23 protein-coding genes and 2 pseudogenes are annotated in these 21,720 nt (G+C 64.8%); 12 read left to right on the plus strand and 13 right to left on the minus strand.

Features of this window, described 5'->3' with window-relative positions; translation table 11 throughout:
• Positions 1–24 precede the first annotated feature (24 nt).
• From VKS22_16785 to VKS22_16825, 9 genes are all read right to left on the minus strand, one after another.
• Entirely contained in the window at positions 25–297 is a 273-nt protein-coding gene (locus VKS22_16785) for a flagellar biosynthetic protein FliQ (protein ID HLW72269.1), read from the minus strand.
• A 27-nt stretch (positions 298–324) separates the two neighbouring features.
• Complete coding sequence (gene fliP / locus VKS22_16790) at positions 325–1,077, minus strand: flagellar type III secretion system pore protein FliP (GenBank protein HLW72270.1); 753 nt, start codon at positions 1,075–1,077, stop codon at positions 325–327.
• Positions 1,074–1,499, minus strand: a complete 426-nt coding sequence (locus VKS22_16795) for a flagellar basal body-associated FliL family protein (protein ID HLW72271.1) — start codon at positions 1,497–1,499, stop codon at positions 1,074–1,076. Before VKS22_16795 ends, fliP begins: the two co-directional genes overlap by 4 nt.
• Positions 1,500–1,509: 10 nt before the next feature.
• Positions 1,510–2,745, minus strand: a complete 1,236-nt coding sequence (locus VKS22_16800) for a flagellar hook-basal body complex protein (protein HLW72272.1) — start codon at positions 2,743–2,745, stop codon at positions 1,510–1,512.
• Positions 2,746–2,763: 18 nt separating this feature from the next.
• Positions 2,764–3,423 carry a flagellar hook capping FlgD N-terminal domain-containing protein gene (locus VKS22_16805; GenBank protein ID HLW72273.1) on the minus strand — a complete coding sequence of 220 codons (660 nt, stop codon included), beginning with the start codon at positions 3,421–3,423 and terminating at the stop codon, positions 2,764–2,766.
• On the minus strand, positions 3,420–4,676 hold the full coding sequence (locus VKS22_16810; protein HLW72274.1) for a hypothetical protein: 1,257 nt from the start codon (positions 4,674–4,676) through the stop codon (positions 3,420–3,422). The genes VKS22_16805 and VKS22_16810 overlap by 4 nt, the downstream gene beginning before the upstream one ends.
• A gap of 5 nt (positions 4,677–4,681) precedes the next feature.
• Positions 4,682–5,089, minus strand: coding sequence for a hypothetical protein (locus tag VKS22_16815; GenBank protein ID HLW72275.1), 408 nt, complete (start codon positions 5,087–5,089; stop codon positions 4,682–4,684).
• 313 nt (positions 5,090–5,402) lie between these two features.
• Complete coding sequence (locus tag VKS22_16820) at positions 5,403–6,692, minus strand: FliI/YscN family ATPase (protein ID HLW72276.1); 1,290 nt, start codon at positions 6,690–6,692, stop codon at positions 5,403–5,405.
• A 31-nt stretch (positions 6,693–6,723) separates the two neighbouring features.
• Positions 6,724–7,365, minus strand: a complete 642-nt coding sequence (locus VKS22_16825; protein ID HLW72277.1) for a FliH/SctL family protein — start codon at positions 7,363–7,365, stop codon at positions 6,724–6,726.
• 2 nt (positions 7,366–7,367) lie between these two features.
• Between VKS22_16825 and VKS22_16830 the strand changes: the two genes are divergently transcribed.
• The 7 genes and pseudogenes from VKS22_16830 to VKS22_16860 all read left to right on the plus strand — a co-directional run bounded on the left by VKS22_16830 (position 7,368) and on the right by VKS22_16860 (position 12,344).
• A complete protein-coding gene (locus VKS22_16830) occupies positions 7,368–7,550 on the plus strand; it encodes a hypothetical protein (protein HLW72278.1) in 183 nt (60 codons plus the stop codon).
• Between the two features lie 116 nt (positions 7,551–7,666).
• Entirely contained in the window at positions 7,667–7,798 is a 132-nt protein-coding gene (locus VKS22_16835; GenBank protein ID HLW72279.1) for a hypothetical protein, read from the plus strand.
• A gap of 378 nt (positions 7,799–8,176) precedes the next feature.
• Positions 8,177–9,025: a methane monooxygenase/ammonia monooxygenase subunit C gene (locus VKS22_16840; GenBank protein ID HLW72280.1), complete on the plus strand. Its 849-nt coding sequence runs from the start codon at positions 8,177–8,179 to the stop codon at positions 9,023–9,025.
• 100 nt (positions 9,026–9,125) lie between these two features.
• A complete protein-coding gene (gene amoA / locus VKS22_16845; GenBank protein HLW72281.1) occupies positions 9,126–9,890 on the plus strand; it encodes a bacterial ammonia monooxygenase, subunit AmoA in 765 nt (254 codons plus the stop codon).
• Positions 9,891–9,970: 80 nt separating this feature from the next.
• Positions 9,971–11,236, plus strand: coding sequence for a bacterial ammonia monooxygenase, subunit AmoB (amoB, locus tag VKS22_16850; protein ID HLW72282.1), 1,266 nt, complete (start codon positions 9,971–9,973; stop codon positions 11,234–11,236).
• 178 nt (positions 11,237–11,414) lie between these two features.
• The gene (locus tag VKS22_16855; protein ID HLW72283.1) at positions 11,415–11,876 is read left to right on the plus strand and encodes a hypothetical protein; all 462 of its coding nucleotides are present in this window, start codon (positions 11,415–11,417) and stop codon (positions 11,874–11,876) included.
• 204 nt (positions 11,877–12,080) lie between these two features.
• Positions 12,081–12,344 (plus strand): annotated as a pseudogene (locus VKS22_16860) (transposase).
• Positions 12,345–12,729: 385 nt separating this feature from the next.
• On the opposite strand, the pseudogene VKS22_16865 reads toward VKS22_16860, so the two are convergent.
• The 4 genes and pseudogenes from VKS22_16865 to VKS22_16880 all read right to left on the minus strand — a co-directional run bounded on the left by VKS22_16865 (position 12,730) and on the right by VKS22_16880 (position 15,568).
• Positions 12,730–12,855 (minus strand): annotated as a pseudogene (locus VKS22_16865) (flagellar motor protein MotB).
• Positions 12,856–12,891: 36 nt separating this feature from the next.
• On the minus strand, positions 12,892–14,175 hold the full coding sequence (locus tag VKS22_16870) for a sigma 54-interacting transcriptional regulator (protein HLW72284.1): 1,284 nt from the start codon (positions 14,173–14,175) through the stop codon (positions 12,892–12,894).
• Entirely contained in the window at positions 14,175–14,537 is a 363-nt protein-coding gene (locus VKS22_16875) for a FliM/FliN family flagellar motor switch protein (protein ID HLW72285.1), read from the minus strand. The genes VKS22_16870 and VKS22_16875 overlap by 1 nt, the downstream gene beginning before the upstream one ends.
• 95 nt (positions 14,538–14,632) lie before the next feature.
• On the minus strand, positions 14,633–15,568 hold the full coding sequence (locus tag VKS22_16880; protein HLW72286.1) for a FliM/FliN family flagellar motor switch protein: 936 nt from the start codon (positions 15,566–15,568) through the stop codon (positions 14,633–14,635).
• A gap of 314 nt (positions 15,569–15,882) precedes the next feature.
• Here VKS22_16880 and VKS22_16885 point away from each other — a divergent pair, with 314 nt between their 5' ends.
• The 5 genes from VKS22_16885 (at position 15,883) to VKS22_16905 (ending at position 21,678) form a co-directional block, all read left to right on the plus strand.
• A complete protein-coding gene (locus tag VKS22_16885; GenBank protein ID HLW72287.1) occupies positions 15,883–17,124 on the plus strand; it encodes a flagellin in 1,242 nt (413 codons plus the stop codon).
• Between the two features lie 99 nt (positions 17,125–17,223).
• Entirely contained in the window at positions 17,224–18,885 is a 1,662-nt protein-coding gene (gene fliD, locus VKS22_16890) for a flagellar filament capping protein FliD (protein HLW72288.1), read from the plus strand.
• Between the two features lie 27 nt (positions 18,886–18,912).
• Entirely contained in the window at positions 18,913–19,305 is a 393-nt protein-coding gene (locus tag VKS22_16895) for a flagellar protein FliS (GenBank protein HLW72289.1), read from the plus strand.
• 90 nt (positions 19,306–19,395) lie between these two features.
• The gene (locus VKS22_16900) at positions 19,396–20,406 is read left to right on the plus strand and encodes a D-2-hydroxyacid dehydrogenase (GenBank protein ID HLW72290.1); all 1,011 of its coding nucleotides are present in this window, start codon (positions 19,396–19,398) and stop codon (positions 20,404–20,406) included.
• Positions 20,407–20,625: 219 nt separating this feature from the next.
• Positions 20,626–21,678, plus strand: coding sequence for a response regulator (locus VKS22_16905; GenBank protein ID HLW72291.1), 1,053 nt, complete (start codon positions 20,626–20,628; stop codon positions 21,676–21,678).
• Positions 21,679–21,720: the final 42 nt, after the last annotated feature.

The raw sequence follows: 21,720 nt of genomic DNA on the forward strand, positions 1-21,720 counted from the left end.
CCATCATCCTCAAGGAGCGACCCCTCAGCGAGCGACTACCCACGGAATTGCGCTCAGCGCCTTATGCATAAAGCCGCTGAGCGTCGCGGTGAACCAGGCCGCGGTGAGCCAGCCGACGACGAACGCCACGGTGAGCTTCGGAATGAAGGAGACGGCGGCGTCCTGCACCTGCGTTGCCGCCTGGAGGACGCCGAAAATGATCGCGGTCGCGGTCATCGCGCCGAGCAGCGGCGCGCCGACCTCGAGGGCCTGCCAGAGCATCGAGCGAAACAGGTCGGCGGCGATTGCTGGGGTCATAAGGTAACTCCGGAAACTGCGTAAACCTCACGAAAAGCTCGCGGCGAGATTGCCGAGCAGCAGGGGCCAGCCGGAGGCCAGCACAAAAACCAGGAGCTTGAGCGGAATCGAGACAATCGAGGGCGGCAACATGAACATCCCGAGCGCCATCAGCACCGCCGCGGTCACCAGGTCGATCGCCAGAAAGGGCAGGTAGATCAGGAAGCCGACGCGAAAGGCCGCGGTGAGCTCGCTGGCGACGAAGGCCGGCACCAGCGCGGAAAAGGGCAGGGCCGCCGCCGAGCGAGTCGCGGCCGGCGGGACGCCCGACTTGGTCATCAGGCCGTAGGCCATCTCGACGTCTTCGGTGCGGGTCTGGCGCAGCATGAAGTCGCGCAGCGGGGCCTCGGCCGCGGTCATCGCCGCGGCCGGATCGAGCTTGCCCGCCATGTAGGGATCGACCGCGGCGGCGCGCACGCGATTCCAGGTCGGCGTCATCACCAGTAACGTGAGGAACAGCGCGAGCCCGGTGATCACCATATTCGGCGGGGTCTGCGGCAGGCCGAGCGCCTGGCGCATCAGGGAGAGCACGATCACGATCCGGGTGAAGGAGGTGAGCATGATCAGCAGGGCGGGCGCGAGAGTGATCAGCGTGAGAAGGCCGGCAATTTCGAGCGGTCCCGCATCACGCTCGCCGGGATTGATCGAGAGGTCGAACGCCGCAGCGACGCCAGGGGTCAGGAGCGTGCCCAAAGTAGCCGCGATCGCAGCCGCGGGGCGCAAGACGGTGAAAGACTTCATTCGACGAGATACCCGCTGAAGTAGATATCGACGATGTCGTCGTGGAAGTCGGGCTTAAGCGCCGCCATGAGGTCGCGCTTGAGAGCGGCTTCGCCTTGCGGGGTCGCGAGCTCGGTGGAAGGGCGGGCGGTGACTATTGCGACGATGCGATCGCGCACCACCGCCACCCGTTCGGTGACTTCTTCCGCCTGCTTGACCCGCACCGCCATCACGGGAGTGAGCTTGATATAGTGCTCGGCGGCGGTGTCGGCGAGCCGCAGGGTCATCTCCTTGGCGTCGATATAGGCGACCTTGGGCGGCGGCGGTGGGGCGGCGACCGCGGCGGGTGCCGCGCCCGCGTGACGTGGCTTGAACCAGTAGTAGCCGCCGCCGGCGGCGACGAGCAGGATGAGCGCGCCGCCGCCGATAATCAGTTTGTTCATCGGTTTGTCCTCAGGAACTCTGGATATGAATTAAGGTGCTGAGGATGTTGTCCTGGGTCTGCAGCGCCTGGGAATTAGCCTGAAAACTGCGCTGCAGCACGACCAGCGAAACCAGTTGACCGGTGGTGTTGACGTTGGAGCTCTCGAGCGAGCTGGGATCGATCGAGCCGGCCGCGCCCGCGCCGGCCGTCGCGATCGTGGCGGCGCCGGACGTGCTGGTCTGCTGATAGACACCGCCGTTGGACAGCGCGAGACCCTGGTTGTTGACGAAGGTCGCGACGGCGACCTGGGCGACGTTGACCGTGGTCCCATTGGAGTAGGCCACCGAGACCACGCCCTTATTGTTGATCGAGACGCCGGAGGGCCCGCCTGCGGCGTTACCGTCGGCGCTGCCGCTGACGGCGTTGGCGCTGGCAAACTCCGTGATGGCGCTCAGATTGAGATTGAGCGCGAGCGGGGCGGCCCCGGCCGGCGTCGCGGTCAAGGCCGCAGCCGGTATACCGCCGCTGACCTCGTTGCCGTTGGCGTCAAAGCCGAGCGTGCCGGAGTTGTTGGCGAGTCCGGCGGTACTGCCGTCGAGAGTCGCCGTCCAGTTCCAATTCTCCGCCGCGGGTGGCGCGCCCACGCCGGCGTTCTGGAAAAAAAAGGTCACGATGTGGGCGTTGCCCAGGCTGTCAAAAACCTGCGTGCTGACCGACGAATTGTAGGTAGTGGGATCGCTTGGATTGATCGCTCCCGTGATCACCGGACTGGAGGCGTCGAGATTGCCGCTCAGGGTATTCTTGGTCGACGCCGTCGGTCCCAGCAGGCCCTGCGGAATCGTAATCGGACCGAGCAGTCCGCCGACGCTGCCCGACGAGCTGATCGGGAAGCCCAGGACTTGATCGCCGTTAAAGGCCTGCAGTTGGCCGCTCGCGCTCACCGTCATATGGCCGTCGCGGGAAAAGACCTGATTGCCCGAAGGGTCTTGAAAGACGAAAAAGCCGTTACCCTGGATCGCCAGATCGGTTGGCGAGTTGCTCTGCGTAATCGCGCCTTGCGAAAAATCCCGCACGATTCCCTGCGCCACTGCCCCGCCGCCGAGCGGACTGCCGTTGACGAACTCGCCGAGTAGCGTGGCGAAGTCGGCCGCTTCGGACTGGAAGCCGGTAGTTCCGGAGTTGGCGAGGTCGTCGCTCACCGCCTGCATCGCGGCGTCAACGCTTTCGAGGCCGCTTTGAATAACCGATAAAACATCACCCGCCATGAGTTGAAATCCTCCGGATTAATTGCCCGACGGCTGCACGCCGACCGAACCGACCTGGTTTTGTGGAATCACGAGGTTGCCGAGATCGAGCGCGACGCCCGTGCTGGTCAGCGAGACGCTCTGGACGACGCCCTGCTCGATCAGCCCGCTGCTGGGGGCCCCCGCGCTGTTGACGATATTGACGCTGTAAGCGCCATCGGGATTACCCGATGGCGGACTCCAGGTGAAGGTGTCGAGCGTACCGGCGGTCTGCGTCCCGAGGGCGACCGTATCGACTTGGGCGCCGGCGGCGTTGAAGACTTGCGCGGTATAGCTGTCGGTCACGCTCGGCGTGAAACTGATCGAGGTCGCCTTGCCATTGAGCAGGCCGAGCTGATTACCGGGTGCGAGCACTTCGCGGCCGATATAGGCCGATGCTGCCTGCATCAGGCCGGTCGCGGGGGGCTGCGTAACGGCGCTGTCGATATTCTGGAGCTGGCCGAGATTGGCGAACTGCACCAATTGGGTGGCGAACTGGGTCGGGTCGGTGGGGGTGGTCGGATCCTGGTTCTGAAACTCGGCGACCAGAATCTGAAGGAAACTCGTCGACGTCAGCAGTGACGTTGGCGTCGTCGGAGTCGCCGGGTTACTGGCGGGCGCGGGCGCCGCGGGAGCCGTCGCAGCCGTGGTCGTGCTCATTCCTTGACCTCCTGCACGGTGAAAACGGTTTGACCGGGCGCGGCAACCGGACGCGGTGGCGGCTGGCTGGCGCTGCGCTCGCCGCCGTTGCCGCGGAAACTCCCGCCGCCTTGATAGCTGACGTCAGCGCTATGCAGCCGCAGCCCCGAAGCGTCCAGGGCCCGCCGCAAAGCACCGACCTCGCCCTGCAGGCGCTGCGCGACCGGCGCGTTATCGGTGACGATCCGCAGCTCGACCGCACCTGCACGTTCGCGCACGCTGACGCGCGCGGAGGCGCCGTCAGCGAGATCGATCTTCAACGCCGTCGCGCGCGCGGGTTCTGACGGCGGCGCGACTTCACGCGCGAGCTGCAACGGTGCCGAGGCCGCGATCCGCGGTGCGGAGACGTTATCGCCCGCCGGCCGCGAGACGACTGCGGGCGCAGGCGTGTCGGCCGATGTATGCTGCTGCGACAGTGGTGGCGCGGCCACGGCGAGCGTCTTGGCGGTCATCGCAGCGGTCGCCGCCGTTGCCGGCGGCGCGGATGCGGTAATCGCACCGCCAGTCATCGCAGCGGTCTTTGTATTGGTTTTGGCGTCACTCGAGGCTGACGCCGGATGGGTAGTCGCGTTCGCGTGGCCGGAGCCCGCCTCAGTGGCTGACGGCGCGGGCCGCGAATGAGCCGCGAGTGGCGAGTCGGCGCTGGGATTCGCAGCTTTAAGCACAAAGCCGGGAGCTTCCCGAAGCGAAGAGTTTTGCGCTGAAAGAGTTTGCACGGACGAATTCTCCGTGAGCCCGTCGGTCTGATGACTGGTGTGGGCGGCGAGGTCGAGCTGCGCCAATGTCGCCGGCGAGGGGGCTTGCCCAGCGCCAGTTTGCGCCGAAGCGAGGGTCGCGAGTTGAGCGGTTTGCGGCACACTCGGTGACGGCGTGCTCGCGCCCGCCTTTAATCCGGTCGCGAACCGCGCCACCGCAGAAGCCGACGCGAGCGTGGCCGGCTGGTCGAGACTGGCGACAGCCTGCGCACTGCCCGCGCTTGCAGTTATCGCGGCGGCCGCGGCATTGACGGCGCCGCGCTGGCCCGGCGCGTCGGTCTCGGTCGTCGGGGCGGCCGCTTTAACACCAGGCGGCAGCGGCGGCGCGAGTATGGACAACATCGCGCCGAGTTGCGCGCCGAAATCGGCCTGGTCGCGATTGTCAGTCTCGCTCTTGCGCGCCGCCGGCGCAGGGACCAGAGCCGCGCTGTTCAAGGCAGCATTTTCCCGAATCGGCATAGCGCTTACCGCTTGTCGCCACGCGGACTGACGCGCCGCTTCCAGCTCTGAAATTGGTCGGCGTCGTGTTCCTGTGCGCGTTCCTGCTCGAACCGTTTTTCCCGCAGGAGGTCGTTGTGCGCGCCGCGGATCGCGTCGCTCTGCCGATGCGCCTGATCGACCCGTTCACCAGCGGCGCGCACGCGCGCAGCTTCGGCGCCGGCAGTTCTGGTCGAGTCGAGTCGCACCTGGCCGATCGCGCCCAGATCGCGCAGGTCAGCGGCCGAGCCCAGGATAGCGGCCGTGCGTGCCTGCTCGCGCACCTGCTCGACCATCGATAGTGCGGCAGCCCGAGTCTTGAGCTCAGTCAATTCCTCCCGCAGCCGCATCTCGCGCAGCCATAACAGCCGTGACATCAGCGTTTCCCGATTCATCCCGTCCTCCGTGATTGCGGCAGAAGTTCAGCAAGGAGCAGGCCAGCGGGCGATAAACTTACGTGTGTGAGGTCAGGCGCGTCAGCGTGGACGAACGAAGGAAAAGGCGTTTCCTTTTTTGCTGCGCGTCTTCACTCAAGAGCAGCAGCTAGCGCGTACTGATCGCCGTGCGGCGCCGGCAGACTGCTCGCTGCGAGAGCCCGCGCTTCGAGGGGCCCGCCGGATGTCTCCGGCGGCGTCGCTTTCCGCGACGCCACGATGTCCCGATCAGAGGCTCGTTGCATGTTGGCGATAGTCCCGCGCGGCCCGGCGCTCAGACGATCGCGTCGCCGAGTTGGCGCACGCTGTCGTCAAAGCTGACCTGCTGATGGAGGCCCTGTTGCAGAAACGCTTCCAGTTTCGCGTGCAGTGTCACCGCCTCGTCGAGCCGACGATCGGCCCCCGGATGGTAACTGCCGAAGGCGATCAGCTCCTCGGCCTCACGCCAGCGCGCGTAAAGCTCGACGAAACGGCGGCGGGCCGCGCGATGGTCTGGAGCCGTGACGCGCTGGGCCACGCGCGAGATCGAGTTCTGAACATCGATCGCGGGATAATGGCCCTTGCCGGCGAGTTCGCGACTGAGTGTGATATGGCCGTCGAGCACGGATTTGGCCAGCTCGCCGACCGGGTCGTTTTCCTCGTGCAGCAGCACCGTATAGATTCCGGTGATCGCGCCGCCGCCGGCGTCCACACCGGCCTGCTCGACCAGGCGCGGGATAACCGCGAAGACCGAAGGCGGATAGCCGCTCGCGGTCGGCGGCTCGCCGGCGGCGAGCCCAATTTCGCGCTGCGCCATCGCGACCCGTGTGAGACTGTCCATCAGCAGCAGCACGTTGCGGCCTTGGCCGCGCAGATAGCTCGCGATCGTGGTTGCCAAAAAGGCGCCGCGGATTCTGAGCGGCGCCGGCGCGTCGCCCGGCATCACGATCACGACGGAGCGCGCGAGGCCTTCGGCTTCGAGGATGTCCTCGATAAATTCACGCGCTTCGCGGCCGCGCTCGCCGATCAACGCGATTACGTTGACGTCGGCCGCGGCGCCGCGCGCCATCATGCCCATCAGGACGCTTTTGCCGACCCCGGGCATCGCAAAGACCCCAATCTTCTGCCCGATCCCGAGCGTCAGCAGACCATCTATCGCGCGCACGCCGACCCCTAGCGGAGACGCGGTCAGTCCGCGCGCCAACGGCGCAATCGGCGCCGGTTCGAGTTCGATCGGCTCGCCGGCCGCCGGCGCCGGCTTGCCGTCCAGCGGCCGGCCCATCCCGTCGAGCACGCGCCCGAGCAGCCAGGGACCAGCCTTGAAGGTGAGATGGCAGGGCGCAACCAGACTGCCGGCGGCGAGCTGGCGGGCGTCCTCGATCGCCAACAACAGTAGGCGATCGTCGTGGAAGCCGACGACCTCGCAGAGCACGCGGGTCGCGCGGTCGCGCACCGCAACCATCGCGCCCACCGGCAGGTCCGGCCCGGTCGCTTCGAGCAGCAGGCCCACCGAGCGGGTCAGCCGGCCGCAGGCCGGCGCGGCGATTGCGGGCAGCGCCGCGAGATAGTCGGCAAGATCGATCATGACCGATCGAGATAGAGCGCACGCGGCGCGCTCATGTCCGCCGCGCGCGCGTACGGCGCGCCCGCGTCGCGAAGACTGCGAGGCGAATCTGTTCGAGCGCGTCGGCGAGCGTGTTCTCGACCAACAGACGGCCGGCGTCGACGCGGACCCCGCCGGCGGCGATCGCCGCGTCGGTGCGCAACGTCAAACCCTCGAGTGCAGCTTCGGCGGCCGCCACGTCAGCGGGATTCAACACCACCTCGAGCGGCCGCTGCGGCGCGAGCGTCTGGATTCCCGCGCGGATCGCACGCTTGACGAAATCGGCGCGGACCTCGTCGATTTCGACGAGACGCGCCGCGGCCGCGAGCGCGAGTTCGACCGCAAAGCTCTCGGCCTCGACGAGCGTGGCCGCGCGCGCATCCGCGCATTCCGCGAGAGCCGCGCGAAGCGCGCCAGCCGCACTCTCGAGTTCAGCCAGCCCGGCGCGGCGACCCTCTTCCAGCGCCTGCGCGTGCGCGACCGCCGCGGCCTGCGTGAGCTCCGCGAGCGCGGCCTGCTGCCCGAGCCGCAGACCCTCCTGATAGCCGCGCGCGAGCGCGGCGGCGGCTGCCGGGTCTTGCTCCGCGGAACGCTCCGGCCCGCCGCTAAGTTCGTTACGGGCGGGAAAGGCGTAGCTGCGCGAGGGCGGCGTCATCAGTGCACGTAACCGTTGCGTTCGCCGGCCGCGCCCTCGGCGGCTTCGAGCCACTTCCGCAGGATCGCGGCGGCGGCCTGCGGATCGCGGCTGGCCTCTTCGTTGAGCTTGGCGCGGAGTTCGTCATATTCCGAGCGCGGCGCTTCCAGCGGCGCAGTGTCGCCGGGCGGCGCAGCAGGCGCTGATAATGTTGCAGTCGCCTCGGCGGTCGTCCCGGCGTTCGTCGGCGCGGTGACCGCGGCGGCTGGCGCTGCCCGCGCCGATCGGGAAGTGGTCGCTGACCAGCTTGCAGCAGCGGTTGGTGAAGACCGGCGGACGGCTCATCCAACATGCGCGCTACTATTGGTTGCTGTTGGCGGAGAGCCATCTGACGCGGCGGTTGTTTGCCGGCATGCTGCGAAAGATCACGATGCTGCCGTCGCCAGCGGGATAGGTGGCTTGCAGCGCGCAGCAAATTTTCGGTGACGATGCTGGGGCGCAGGCAGAAGTGTCTGAGAATTTGGTCGGAGAAGCGGCAGGTTCGGGTATCTTATGTCAACGCGAGGCCGAACTGGCCCGTTGCGGCGGGGCGGAAAGCCCTTTTGACTCAAAACAGGGCTCGAACTTCGCGTTTGCAAAACTCCCGGTGTCGGTGCGAGTCTGATTGAGGATTGAAAATGGAAATTCCGGAATAAATCGAAATTCCGGGTGATATCTGTCCGAGTTGGATCCTATAACAGGGATCTGAAAAAAGCGGCTCGGAGGCGTGATGGTTATCATGCGCAACACCGTGCGTTAAGAGCTGGCTTCCTAGTGGTAAGGAGTCCTCAAGATGGCGACACTATTGAACACCTCGGAAGTAGCCGGCATTGCGCAGACGCGCTCCACTGCGGCCGGCCGGGCTAACAGTCACTGGATTAGTCCCACGTTTATGATGATTGTCTGCGGGATCGTCGGGATGCTGATGATCGCCGCCAGGATATACCAACAGGTTTACGCCTGGAGCGCGGGCCTGGACGCCACCTCCCCGGAGTTCCAGACGTATTGGATGAACCTGCTTTTCGGCCAGTTCGCGGTCGAGGCGCTCGCCGCCGCAGCCATCTGGGGCTACGTCTGGGTCAGCCGTCCCAAGGATTTTGCTCGGGTGGATTCGCGCGAAGAGCTCAGACGGTTCGGCGTGTTCGTTGCCCTGATATTCTGTTACGTCTTCGCGGTATTTTGGGCGGGGAGTTTCTTTGGTGAGGAGGACGCGAGCTGGCATCAAACCGTCATTCGCGACACTTCATTTACACCCAGCCACATCATCCTCTTTTACTGGGCCTTTCCCATCTACATTATTCTGGGAATCACCGCCTACCTCTACGGGATGACGCGGGTCCCGCGCTTCGCCGCCCGGCATTCGCTGCCTTGGCTTATCGGCGTGTCGGGACCATTCATGCTGCTGCCCGTAGTCGGATTCAACGAATGGGCTCACAGCTTCTGGATTCTCGAGGAACGGTTCTCAGCTCCCGTACACTGGGGGTTCATGATCTTTGCGTGGGCTGGACTGGGCCTCGGAGGGCTCCTGCTCCAGGGCTGCGACTATATCCACGAGTTGACCACCGGCGAGGCGCAGACTTACGTCGGCACCAACGGGCCGGCCGCCGACCCCGCCCTCGAATTCGAGCGCGAGGTGATGTGATCAACGCGCGCGGCGGACGGGACTTTCGCCGGCTCTCTGAGCGCGGAACGGGCCCTGCTCGGCGCGATTTGAGCGGCGCAACCACCCCGAAAGGATCCTGATGGCAGCGCATCCGCGAGCCCGTTCGCAACCGGCAGTAGCGACTCCCGAGGAGGCTCGGCGGGTCTATCGTTGGTTTGATCTGGTGATCGCCGTCCTGCTGCTCTTCCTTTTCATGGGAATCTATCATGTCACAACCATCCTCACGGTAGGCGACTGGGATTTCTGGGACGATTGGAAGGATACTCGCTGGTGGCTCTCATTCACTCCGATCGTCCTGATCGCGATGCCGTCCGCGACTACCTACATCTTCTGGTCGAAGTTTCGGCTGCCCTTCGCGGCGACCTTTCTCACCCTCTGCCTGGTTTATGCCGAATGGATCAATCGCTTCTTCAACATGCACGGATGGGCCTATTTCCCGCTGAATTTCATCTGGCCTTCGACCCTGATCCCATGTGGAATCGCGCTGGATACCACGCTGGTTCTTACCGAGAGCTACCTCCTCACGGGCATCATCGGCGGCTCCCTCTGGGCGGTACTGTTCTACCTCGCCAATTGGCCCTTGATAGCGCGCTTCCTGCTCCCGGTTAACGTAGATGGCGTGCTGATGTCCTTAGCTGACCTGCAGGGTTTTCACTATGTCAGAACCGGCACGCCCGAATATATTCGGATAATCAACCGGGGAACCCTGCGTACCTTCGGACAGGATCCCATATACCTGTCGATCGCCTTTGCGGCTGTTATGTCTATAATCGTCTACATGGTTTTCCTCTCCGTCGGCCGGATTTTCACCAGAAGTCAGTTTGCATGGCTTAAGAAAATTTAAACGGGTAGCTACAAGCTGGCTGGCGACACGGCGAGATAGTGACGCGGCAATTGTGCGGACTGGCGATATGAGCGCGCTCGATGGATAAGCGGAAAGATCTCGCGAAGCGCAACGCAACGCTGCTGGCCGCGACTATTGTCGGCGTGCTGCTGGCGTTCGGCACCAATGCCCTCGCGCATGGAGAACGCGCCCAGGAACCTTCGCTGCGATTGTCGACCATACAATGGTACGACACCAGGTGGTCGGCTGATCACGTTAATGTAAACCAGGATCTTACGGTCTCCGGCCGGTTTCACGTGATGGCGAGTTGGCCGCTCGAAATCCCGAAGCCGGATCGGCTGACGTTCCTTAATGTCGGCATCCCTGGGCCGGTATTCATCAGGACCTCGAGCTTCATCGATGGCGTCAACGGCGTGGCGTCGATGCCGCTCGAGCTTGGCAAAGACTACCAGTACAAGTTCACTCTGCGCGGCCGGATTCCGGGCCGCTATCACGTTCATCCGATGCTGGATGTCCAGGATGCGGGCGCGATAATCGGACCGGGCAATTGGGTTACCGTCGCGGGTGACGCAAGTGCGTTTAAAGACCCTGTCACTACGCTCACCGGCCTCAAGCTCGACCTCTCCCGCTATGGTCTTGCGGCGGTCGTGAGATGGCACCTGGTCTGGGTAGTGCTCGCCCTCGCGTGGCTCGGTTATTGGCTGCGGAAACCTCTCCTGATGCCGCGCTACGAGGCCGTCCAAGCCGGCGAAGGAGACCATCTGATAACGCGAAAAGATCGCATCGCGGCCGCCATCGTTCTCGCCACCACTCTGGTAGTGGCGATCGCGGGCTTCGCGATCACCAATATGGAATACCCCGTAACCATCCCTCTCCAGTCCAACCAGACTAAGGTTCCCGCTTTGGACGATTCGCCCGCCAGCATCTCGATCACACCGGAGCAGGTGACTTACCTGGTGCCTGGGCGCTCGGTCCAGTTTCGGCTCCGCATCGCCAACCACGGCGCGAAACCCGTCAGGATCGGCGAATTCACGACCGCCAACCTGCGCTTTCTTGATAGCGCCGTCGAAAGGCCGGAAACGGGCTATCCGGAGGATTTGATCGCGCCGGCCGGCCTGCTCGTGCGGCCCGACGAGCCAATAGCCCCGGGACAAACCATGCAGGTGGACATCGAAGCGACCAGTTCGGTCTGGGAGACCGACCGCCTTACTGCGCTCGTGAGCGATCCGACCAGCCGCATCGGGGGCCTGTTCATGTTTTTCAGTCCGGACGGTGAGCGCTCGATGGTCGAGTTCAGCAGCGCAATCATTCCGACTTTTACGGAACGTGTTCGCGACGGTGAATGATGCGACGCGTATCGGCGAGGCACGGTTCCGATCTGGGCGCCGCCGGCCAAGCCCGGCTGAGATCTTGCGCTTCCTGACTCTGCTGGCAGTCTTTGCCATCTGCCTCGCGCCGCGCCCGTCTTGGGCGCACGGCGGCGGACCCGGTTTGGACTATGACCCCTGCGTTCGCCGAGCCGGCTTGGACTACCTTGTTCACTTTGCGGCCTACCAGCCCCGATTCAATCAGTTCGAGGAATACTGTGGCAGCCTGCCGCGCGGCGGCCAGACCCTCCTGGTTTTCGACTTGCTCGGCGCGGAATTGCCCAATATTCCGGTGTCGATCGAGATTGAAGGGGGCGCGCACCGACTCTCGATACCCGCACGGCTTTATCGCTCAGGCGTGGTTGATGTGCAGGCCGAACTCGAACCCGGCAATTACACCGCTTTCGTCACGATAGGTGAACCGCCGGATACTCACCGCCTTGCATTCCCATTTTCTGTCGGCGTCTGGTGGAACCGGCTGGTGGGGCCGATGCTGCTCGGATTGCTTATCCTCTTGGCTGCCGCTGCTTACTGTATGTATCAACTGAGACTTGGCATGCTGGAAAGTCGCCAGTCCACGTCGAGCACGATAGTTGGCTTGTCCCGCACCAGCGCGTGAACCATGCAATCCCACCGAGCCTTCGCGCAAGCCCGCGCTCGGCGGCGGCCGTTTCCGCGTCCTCTGGGAGGCCGAGAGCCTGACCACGTAATTTACCGTGCTTAGTCACGAGGCGATTTAGAGCTGGCCGGGAGAATTTGGACAGCGGGATAATTGGAGTTTCTGCCTGCCGGCGGCCAAGATGGCAGCCGAACAGGAGAGAACATGAGCAGACGGCCGCGCCGGAACCACACCCCGGCATTCAAGGCGAAGGTGGCACTGGCTGCCGTCAGGGGCGAGCGGACGCTGGCGGAATTGGCGCAGCAATTTGACCTCCATCCCAATCAGGTCACCCAATGGAAGGCGCAACTGCTGGAAGGGGCGGCCGGCGTGTTCGGGTCCGCGGCTGGTAGTGGGCCCGCCACCCCCGCGATTGATCTGAAGTCGCTGCACGCGAAGATCGGCGAACTGACGCTGGAGAATGATTTTTTGGGGTAAAGCCGTCGATCTCGAGCGGATTCGGCTTGCCGCTGAGCTCTTTCGCAACCGCGGCCAGCACGGGAAGCTGCACCGGGTTGATCTCAGCGTCGCCGCTGGCGAAGAACCGGGCGGCTGAGAGTGAGATCACCAGCCCGCGGTTATCGAGCCTGACGGAGACCCCCGAATCCTGAAAAGTCAGCAGCGCCGTGCTCAGATTATCGCCCAGATTGGCCAGTCCCTTGCGCGACGTCTCGGCCATCATACGGCGCGTCATCTCCGTCATCGCCGAGCCCGACGCCCGCGCCGCTTCGCCGAGCTCGGGCCGCGTGCCGCCCCGATGAGGCCGCACGCCAACTCCAGTCGCCGCCGCCGTCCACGCCCGATTGACCTGATCGCTCGACTGCATCGACATCGCATACATCAGGACGAAGAGCGCAAACAGCAACGTGATGAAATCGGCGTAGGAGACCAGCCAGCGTTCGCTCGAATCATGTCCGCCGCCGCCTTCTTCATGTTCCATCGGGAGTTCCCTTCAATTGGCCGCAGGCAGGCCGTTTCATTCGCGCAACAACGGCCCGGGGCTGGACGGAATCAGCGCGGCGGCCGCGCCGAGCCGCGGCGCGCGGCGGCGGGAGAGTCCGGCCTTGGTGATATGGTACTGCAGCGCGCGGGTCGTGATCCCGAGCTGGCGCGCAGCCGCCGCGCGATTACCGCCCGCCGCGGCGATCGTGCGCAGGATCATTTCGCGGCGCGCCTCCTCGCGGCTGGTTTTCCAGCCGGTCGTCGGGGCCGCCTCCGCAGCCGCCGCCACGCTCAGGTGCTGGCGGATTTCCGCCACATCGACCAGGTTTTGTCCGGCGCTAATCGGCGCGATCGCGACCCGCGAGACCAGGCTCTCGAGTTCCAGCACATTGCCGGGAAAAGCGTAGGCGCCCAGCGCCTTGAGCGCCGCCGGCGTGAAACTGCGACGCGGATTCGCGCGCCGGATAAAGTACCGCGCCAGCAGCGCGATATCGCCGACGCGTTGGCGCAGCGGCGGCGCTTCAAGCGCAAAGACGTTAAGCCGCCAGTAGAGCTCGCGGCGGAAATCGCCGCGTTCGACCAGGGTCCCCAGCGCACGGTTGGTCGCAGCGATAAACCGCACCGGCGGCGCTGTCGCCAGCGGCGCGGCTGACCAGAACTGCTGATCGCCCGCCTGCAACATGCGTAAGAGCTTGAGCTGCGCGCCGTCGCTCAGCTCGCCGAGTTCGTCGAGGAAGAGCATTGCCGCCGCTGGCCCGGCCAACGGCCCCGGCGCCTGGCGCGCAATCGCACCCATCAGCGCGTGCTCGTCAAGTTCGTCAAAGCGCGCGCAGTTGAGCGTCAACAACGGCCCGCGGCTGCGGCTCGCCTGATGGCACAACCGCGCCAGATTGTATTTACCCGTGCCGATTTCACCGCTCAAGATTACCGGCACCGGACTGGCCGCGACGCCCAGCACGCTGCGCACCGCCGCCAGCATCACTGGATCCGCGGTCAGCAGTGCGGGCCGCAGCCGCAGCGCCGCCGAGACGATCAGGCAAGCCCCCGCCTGCCAGTCCGCGATCGCCAGATCAGCGTCCGCGCGTCCGCCACCCGCGCGCGGCTCCAGATCGAGGCTCAGGAGCTCGACCCCCGGCGGCCGCGCGCCGACGAAATCGACGTATAGGGCAGCGGCATGACGCTGAGTGAAGGGCAGGACCTCTATTCCGGCGCTCGCGACAAACTCCGCCAATTCAGCCGGCGCGCCCGGTCCGAGTGCGACCCGCGGCCAAGGCTCCGCGGCGGCGCGGTTGGAGAGGCCGTACGGCGCAGGCGCCATCAGCGCAGCCCCGACGGCCGTCCCGACGGCGGCGTTTCCACCAGCTCGATAATCTTCGCCCCGATCTGATCCTGCATCATCACCACCTCGGCGCGGGCGAACAGCGCACCGTTGACGTAGACCTCGACCGGATCGCCCGCGTGACGATCGAGCCGCAGGCTGGCGCCGACTTCGAGCTCGTCGAGAATCTCGCCGAGCGTCATGACCGTGCGTCCGACCTCGACCTGCACGGTCATCGGGACCTGGCGCAAAACGCCGAACTCGACCCGGCCGGCAGCCTCGGCTTCGCCAGCCGACGGCGTATCGTTTGTGCTAGCGTCGTCGATCGCCGCCGAGTCATTCGCAAGCGTAGTTTCGTTCACCGAATTTATCTCCTACTGGTCTAAATCACCCGGCCGTCTCACCAGGCCGCATCTGCTAATTGCGTTAACGAATCGCGCCACCGGACCACCCGCGTTCAGGCCGCGCCGGATTCGCGCCGCGGCTGCATCAGGAAGCGGTACCAGCCGCGCTCCGCGATTACGGTTCCGGCACAGAGGGTTTGACCGGCCGCTCTAAGCTCAACCGGCGGCGCGATACCCCGCATCCGACCCAATGGAATCACCGAGCCCGGGCTCAGTGTCTTGACCGCGGTGAGAGGCATCGTCACCGCACCGAGCACGGCCTCGAGCGGCAGCCGGGCAGCGCCAAGCGTCTGGCGCAGCCGTTCCACCGTATTGCGAGCTTCCGATGCCGCCGACGGCTGAGCTGCGCTCGCGCGGCCGGCGATCGCCAGGCTAAGTCCGAGCGCGAGCGCGCCGCTGCGCCCGCTGATCACATATTGTCCGCTCAGCGCCAGCATTGGCTCTGTAGGCTCGATCGTGTCCGCAATCAGGCCGGCCCGGTCTGCTACGCTGATAATCTGCAGGACCGTTTCCAGCTCCTCCGCGCCGCCGCGACGAGGCGCTGACGTAGCTTGTAAAGCGTCTTGCAAGAGCTCTTGAAAGGCTTGCGGAGCGGCGATACTCACGGCGCTCTTGATGAGATTAAGAAGGATACGCTTTTCGGTCGCCGTCAGCGGCGCTTCACTCGCCTCGCTCGACGAGGTGTCGACTCGGCCCAACACTCCATCGACGAGTCCCAGCGCCAGCGCGTGATCAACCCGGATGCTCAGCGCTGGTTTCGCTCCAACCCCAAACACCAGCGTGTGTTGCGCCGGCGACGCCGCGCAAAAGTCCGCAAAGCTCGCGACCGCCTGACGCACTCCCTGCAACTTGATGCGCCGTGCGATCAGCGGTTCCAGGGACTCCCCGAGCAGCGCGAAAAAGCGCTCGCCGCGTCGCTGCAGCGCCTGCGCCACCCCGCGCTCGAGCCCATAACTATCGGCCAACGCTGAAAGACCCGCCTTCGTCATATGGGGGGCCAGCGCAAGTCCGATGCCACGGGGTCGGCACCCGTGAAGATAGGAAAGCCTTGGGAAAAGATGCTGCTCACGGCAGTCCGGCGATGCCAGATTGCAGAGACCCCGGGTAGTTGTGTCGCGGCAAAAGTCTCAACCTGGAACAGAGGGCGCGAATAGAACGACGTTACCTTTCGACTAGGAAAACCTCCTTCTTCCGATCCTCCGCGCGCGCTCCGATTAGGCTCTGGTTGCGCACTTTGCTGATAGAAGCCGGCAAAACATACTGGCCGAAAAATGCATCGCTTGATGCCAAGGGAAGGTACCAGATGGCGCTTAGTCTAATCACCAACATCGGCTCGCTGATCGCGTCGAACGGATTGACGCAGAATCAGAACGGGCTCAACCAGTCGATCGCGCAGCTTTCGAGCGGCAAGCGCATCGTCAGTTCGGCAAACGACCCTGCAGGTCTCGCCATCGCGAGCCAGACCGCCGGCACGCTGTCGGGGCTCACCCAGGCCTCGGCGAATGACGCCAACGCACAAAGCTTCCTGCAGACCGCCGATGGCGCATTGGCCAATATCAACAACGTCCTGACGACGCTGCAGCAGGTCGCGACCGAAGCCGCTGACGGTTCTTTCAGCTCCTCACAGTTGGCCGACCTGCAGACCCAGTACGCCAGCCTCTATTCGCAGATCGACTCGATCGCGCAGAGCGCGCAATTCAACGGCATCGCCCTGCTCAGCGGCGGCAGCAAGACTTTCCAGGTGGGGTCGGCGAACACCGGCGCCCAGCAGCAGAGCGTCGCCTTGCCCACCATCTCAGCAGCCAGCCTCCTTAGTTCGACCACGCCAGTCTCCGGCACGGCTCTGGTGGCAGGCACCAACGTCAGCATCGCCGCGCCGGTCGGCGTCGCGGCGCATGTCGCGCTGGGCGGTACGGCAGCTTCTTCGAGCGGTTTGGCGAATCAAGCTGCGGCAACAGCCACCAATGACAAATTAAGTTCGAATGCACCGAGCAGCCTCACCCTGACGGTCGTTTCGATCAACAACGGTGCAGCCACCAGCGGCGCGCTAGGCACTGACAACATCACCTTCCAGGTGGCGGACTCAACCGGCGGCGGCGGCCAAGTCACGCTCTATGGCGCAGCCGCGCAGCTCGCCATCACCAACGTCGATAACCTGGGCTTCGATCTCAAGGTCGGCAACGCTGCCGATACCTTCAAGGTCGGCGACCAGATTTCGCTCAACTTCGGCACCGCCGGCGGCGTCTCTAACGTCTCGACCCAGGCCGCCGCGCAGACCGCGATCGGCGCCGTCCAGACCGCCATCCAGACCGTCGCGACCGACCGCGCCAGTATCGGCGCCAGTCTCGGCCAGCTCGCCACCACGGCGACCAATCTGAGCACCTATAGCCAGAACTTAACCCAAGCACTGTCGACGATTCAGGACGCCAACGTCGCGCAGACCTTTGCCCAGTTCACCAAGGAATCAGTGTTGCAGCAGGCGGGCGTCCAGGTGTTACGGCAGGCCGACGCGGCGCCCCAGCAGTTGCTGGCGCTCTTTCAGTAACGTTCCGCTAACCGGCGGGGAAGAGGGCGGCGCCGCCGTCCCCTCCCCGCCGTCAGCCGCCAAAGATTACACCTTCGGGTAAGCCACGGGTAAAGCACAATGGCAGGAGCACCGCCGATCACTTTCGGCAATTTCACCGGCATCAATTTCAACCAGATCATCCAGACGGAGGTCGCGGCCGCCTCGGTCCCGATCACCAACCTCAACAATCAAATCGGCGCCGAGAACACCCAGATCAGCTCGCTCGGCGCGATCAGCGCCAACGTCAGCTTGCTGCAAAGCGCCGTCGCCAACCTCAATACCGACGCGACCACGCCCCAGCAGGCGGTCAACGTCCAGGCCGGCGCGCCCTTCACCGCCTCCAGCACCGGCAGTCCCGCCAGCGGCGTCTACAACGTGACGGTCAGCGCGCTGGCGACCTCGCAAATCAGCGCCTCGCAGGGTTTTGCCAGCTCCGCCAGCACCTTGGGGACAGGTACGGTAACCTTGACGGTCGGTGGCGTCGCTCATCAGATCACCGTCGACACCACCAACAACACGCTCTCGGGCCTCGCCGGCGCGATCAACACCGCCAACTTGGGCGTCACCGCCCAGGTCGTGAATACCGGATTGCCGGGCGCGCCCTATCGCCTCGAACTCTCCTCGAACTCGACCGGCGCCGCCAACGCCTTCAGCGTCAGCTCGAGTCTGAGCGGCGGCGCGTCGCCCGATTTCAGTGCCAACGAAATCGGCCCGGTCTCCCTAGATTCGGTCACGGGCACCGCCGCCCCGACGATCAGCGGGACTTATAGCGGCAAGCTCTCGCAGGGTTATCGCTTCACCGTAACGAGCGGCGGGACGGTGGGCTCGACGCCGTTGACGATCTCTTACGTCAGCGATTCCGGTGAAACCGGCACCATCGACGTCTCGGCCAATTACGCAACCGGCAGTCCCCTCGCCGTGGTTGACGGCGTGACGCTCTCGCTCAACGCCGGCATCCTTAATACCGGCGACCAGTTCTCGGTGGCCGCCTTCGCGCCGGCGATCGCGAGCGCAGCGAACGCGCAGGTCCAGGCCGGTAATCAGATCGTCAGTTCCGCCAGCAACAGCGTCACCAACGCGATCCCGGGGGTGACGCTCAATCTTTCGAGCACCGGCGGCCCGACCACCGTCACGGTCAGCCAGAACGTCAACAGCCTGACTGCCGACGTCAACACTTTCGTCAACGCCTACAATGGATTACTTACCGGTACCAACAGCTTCGTCCAGGCGGTCCCCGGCCAGCCAGCCCCGGCGCTTGCCAGCAACGGCGGCCTCGAAACCTTGCTGTCAAGCCTGGGCTCCAGCCTCGGTACGGTTAATTTGTCAACCCTCGGCATCACGATCGATTCCAAGTCCGGTCAACTGATATTCAACAGCACAACCTTCGCCACCAACGTTGCTTCCAACCCGACCGGCGTTAACAGCGCGCTGAGCGCGATCAATACCGCACTCAGTCCGACCATCACTTCCACGCTGGCGCCCAGCACCGGACTCATCGCGTCGGATACCACTACCATCCAGAATGAGATCACCCAGCAGAACGCCCAAATCACCAGCCTTCAGACCCAGGTGACCAACGAGCAGAATGCGCTCACGACCCAGTATGCCCTGCTGCAGGCGCAAATCGCCCAATACCAGAGCGTCGAGCTCTACCTGAACACGCAGAGTTCATCCGGCAGCTCGTCGAACTCCAGCACCTCGAGCTCGCCCATCGGCTCGAATCTTACGGTCAACGGCTAAGCGACCTAAATCGAGGACCCCCTAATCATGCGTAACGCCACCGCCTATCTGAACACGCAGACCACGACGCTTAATCACGAGCGGGCCTTCGAAGAACTATATCTGCGTCTGGCGCGATGGACCCACGAGATTGCCGTGGCTGATCCCGCTCCGGCGTGGGAAGTCACGGGCGCACAGCTCGACCGCTGCATCGCCTTGCTCGGCTACATGAGCGGAGTCATCGACTTAAGCCACAGCTACGAGGTCGCCGCCGCGATTCTGAGTCTGCATCGCTTTGCGATCGGTGCGCTGGTGCAGGCCAAGAGCGAACGCGCCGCGGCGCGGCTCGACGGGCTGCCGCAGCTCTTCGTCTCGCTGGCCGGGATCTTCGCGGCGATCAGCGAGCGCGCCGCCGCCGCGCCGCGGTCACTCTCCGCCTGAGGCGGCGGCGTACGAGGCCGCCCGGCTCGCGCCCGCGTCTTGTACTACGACAAGCCGCCGTGCCAAGAAGAAGCGGGAGCCGCGATCACAATGAGAATTCTTTCGACGGTGGGGCTGGAGCCCGAAGAGCTGCGTGAACTCGAACGCGTCAGCGGCGGCGCCGAGATCATCGACCGGCGATGCCGCTCGCAGGCCGAGATGATCGAAGCCGCGGCGAACGGCTGCGACGTGCTTTTCAGCTTTCGCGCGCCTGACGAGTTGATCCGCAAATCACCGGCCCTCAAGTGGATTCAATTTCTTTCGGCCGGCGCCGACCATGTGATGAAGGGCGAGCTGCGCGCGCGCACCGAAGTCGCGATCACCAACGCCAGCGGCATTCACTCGACGCCCATCTCCGAGTACACGATCGCCTCGATGCTCGCCTGGTCGCACGGTTTTCACGTCACGATGCGCGCGCAGATGCGCCGCGAGTGGCTGCGCAACTGGGCCTTCATGGACTCGGTTGATTCGCTGCGCGGCAAGACCTTGGGCGTGATCGGCTACGGCTCGATTGGCCGCGAAACCGCGCGCCTCGGCCACGCCTTCGGCATGACGATCCTCGCGCTTAAGCGCAATCCCGATCAGCGCGCCGACACCGGCTGGAGCCCTCCGGGCATCGGCGATCCGGAAGGCAAGCTGCCCGCGCGATGGTTCGGACCCGCCGACTGTTCAGCGATCGTGCGCGAGAGCGACTTCATCACGGTCACGCTGCCGGCAACCCCGGCCACCCGCGGCTTTATCGGTGCCGCGCAGATCTCCGCGATGCGCCCGCACGCCTACCTGGTCAATATCGGACGCGGCGAGGTCATCGATCAGGACGCGCTCATCGCGGCCTTGCGCGAAAAACGCCTCGGCGGCGCCGGCCTCGACGTTTTCGAGCGCGAACCGCTCGAAGCCGAGAGCGCGTTGTGGGATCTCGACAACACGATTCTAACGCCCCACATGTCGGGCGCGTTCAAGGGCTACAACTCGGCCTGTTGCCAGCTATTCGCGGAGAATCTCGGCCGCTTCGTCGCGGGCCAGCCCCTGCTCAATCAGGTCGACCGCAAACTCGGCTACTAGTGTCGTGTGTCAGAGGTTGATTCAAGAATCTGTGAACCGTCGACAAGATGGAAAAGTCTGAAGCTCTTGGTGCGGTGCGTCGAAACGGGCGACTTTGCGCAGCGTTGGCGAAAAGTGCTTACCACGACCTGAGCCGTAGAGCGGCGGGCCCCTTGGCGCTAGAATGGTCGGGTGGTATGGTGGCGCGCACAGGGCGCGAATTCCGGGTTTAGGGTCTTGGTGGTCGACGATCAGGAGGAAACCCTGATCTCAACTGAGTTGCTGCTCCATCGCGAAGGCCATCAGGTGGCGCTCGCCGCCAGTGGGCGCGAAGCCCTCGCCGTGCATCGGCAGGCCCCCGCCGATTTGTTGCTGATCGATTACTTCATGCCGCAGATGACCGGCGAGGAATTAATTCGCCAGATTCGCACCTTCGATCCAGATGTGCAGATCATTCTGCAGACCGGCTACGCGGGCGAACGTCCGCCGCGCGAAATGCTCAAGCGGCTGGCTATCCAGGGCTATCACGACAAATCCGAGGGTCCCGACCATCTGCTCCTCTGGGTCGACGTCGCACTCAAAGCGGCGGCGCAGCTCCGGCGGATTCGCCAGGATGCCCGGGCACTGCTGGATTCGCGTTCGGAACTGCGGCGCCTCTCGGACCGGCTGCTGCATTTGCAGGACGAGGTCTGCGAGGGCATCAGCCGCGAGCTGCACGATCATCTCGGACAGCTCCTCACGGCGCTGGCGCTGGATCTCGACTGGGTGGCGCCCCGGCTCACCGCCCAGCCCGCTTCGTGCAGCGAGCGTCTGCGCGAAGCGGCGGGGCTGGTGCGCGAGGCGATCGCGGAGACTCGCGAGCTCTGCGCGACGCTGCGGCCGGGCAATCTGGGGGCGGGCGGATTGGTTTCCGCGCTGGAGACCTATGCCAATGAGTTCGCCACGCGGGCGAGCCTGGAGCTTGAGTTTACCAGCGCGTTGACCGAAGACCCCGCCGCTACCACCGAGTTGGCGCGCCAGGTGTATCGGATTGTGCAGGAGGCGCTTAGCAATATCGCGCGTCACGCCGGCGCGACCGCGGTGCGGATCGCGATCACGCGCGCGGGGGAGGGGTTCACGCTGACGGCTGTAGACAACGGGCGGGGCTTCGATCCGGCGGCGATCACCGATCCCCACGCGGTCGGACTGATCGGGATGCGCGAACGGGCCTTGATGATCGGTGCGCGCCTGGTGATCGAGTCCGCACCGGGCAAGGGCGCGCGGATCGCGCTCGAAGTCCCGCGCAGCGGCTGAGTAAAGGTCACTGGCGGCGCTCGCGCGGGCGGGCAACACTTG

The organism is Candidatus Binataceae bacterium (assembly GCA_035308025.1).
GTDB lineage: Bacteria > Desulfobacterota > Binatia > Binatales > Binataceae > JAJPHI01.

What these genes read in the sequence shown, in the direction of transcription:
- VKS22_16785 (HLW72269.1), bottom strand. Translation starts at nt 297, where the DNA reads ATGACCCCAGCAATCGCCGCCGACCTGTTTCGCTCGATGCTCTGGCAG.
- fliP (HLW72270.1), bottom strand. Translation starts at nt 1,077, where the DNA reads ATGAAGTCTTTCACCGTCTTGCGCCCCGCGGCTGCGATCGCGGCTACT.
- VKS22_16795 (HLW72271.1), bottom strand. Translation starts at nt 1,499, where the DNA reads ATGAACAAACTGATTATCGGCGGCGGCGCGCTCATCCTGCTCGTCGCC.
- VKS22_16800 (HLW72272.1), bottom strand. Translation starts at nt 2,745, where the DNA reads ATGGCGGGTGATGTTTTATCGGTTATTCAAAGCGGCCTCGAAAGCGTT.
- VKS22_16805 (HLW72273.1), bottom strand. Translation starts at nt 3,423, where the DNA reads ATGAGCACGACCACGGCTGCGACGGCTCCCGCGGCGCCCGCGCCCGCC.
- VKS22_16810 (HLW72274.1), bottom strand. Translation starts at nt 4,676, where the DNA reads ATGCCGATTCGGGAAAATGCTGCCTTGAACAGCGCGGCTCTGGTCCCT.
- VKS22_16815 (HLW72275.1), bottom strand. Translation starts at nt 5,089, where the DNA reads ATGAATCGGGAAACGCTGATGTCACGGCTGTTATGGCTGCGCGAGATG.
- VKS22_16820 (HLW72276.1), bottom strand. Translation starts at nt 6,692, where the DNA reads ATGATCGATCTTGCCGACTATCTCGCGGCGCTGCCCGCAATCGCCGCG.
- VKS22_16825 (HLW72277.1), bottom strand. Translation starts at nt 7,365, where the DNA reads ATGACGCCGCCCTCGCGCAGCTACGCCTTTCCCGCCCGTAACGAACTT.
- VKS22_16840 (HLW72280.1), top strand. Translation starts at nt 8,177, where the DNA reads ATGGCGACACTATTGAACACCTCGGAAGTAGCCGGCATTGCGCAGACG.
- amoA (HLW72281.1), top strand. Translation starts at nt 9,126, where the DNA reads ATGGCAGCGCATCCGCGAGCCCGTTCGCAACCGGCAGTAGCGACTCCC.
- amoB (HLW72282.1), top strand. Translation starts at nt 9,971, where the DNA reads ATGGATAAGCGGAAAGATCTCGCGAAGCGCAACGCAACGCTGCTGGCC.
- VKS22_16870 (HLW72284.1), bottom strand. Translation starts at nt 14,175, where the DNA reads ATGGCGCCTGCGCCGTACGGCCTCTCCAACCGCGCCGCCGCGGAGCCT.
- VKS22_16880 (HLW72286.1), bottom strand. Translation starts at nt 15,568, where the DNA reads ATGACGAAGGCGGGTCTTTCAGCGTTGGCCGATAGTTATGGGCTCGAG.
- VKS22_16885 (HLW72287.1), top strand. Translation starts at nt 15,883, where the DNA reads ATGGCGCTTAGTCTAATCACCAACATCGGCTCGCTGATCGCGTCGAAC.
- fliD (HLW72288.1), top strand. Translation starts at nt 17,224, where the DNA reads ATGGCAGGAGCACCGCCGATCACTTTCGGCAATTTCACCGGCATCAAT.
- VKS22_16895 (HLW72289.1), top strand. Translation starts at nt 18,913, where the DNA reads ATGCGTAACGCCACCGCCTATCTGAACACGCAGACCACGACGCTTAAT.
- VKS22_16900 (HLW72290.1), top strand. Translation starts at nt 19,396, where the DNA reads ATGAGAATTCTTTCGACGGTGGGGCTGGAGCCCGAAGAGCTGCGTGAA.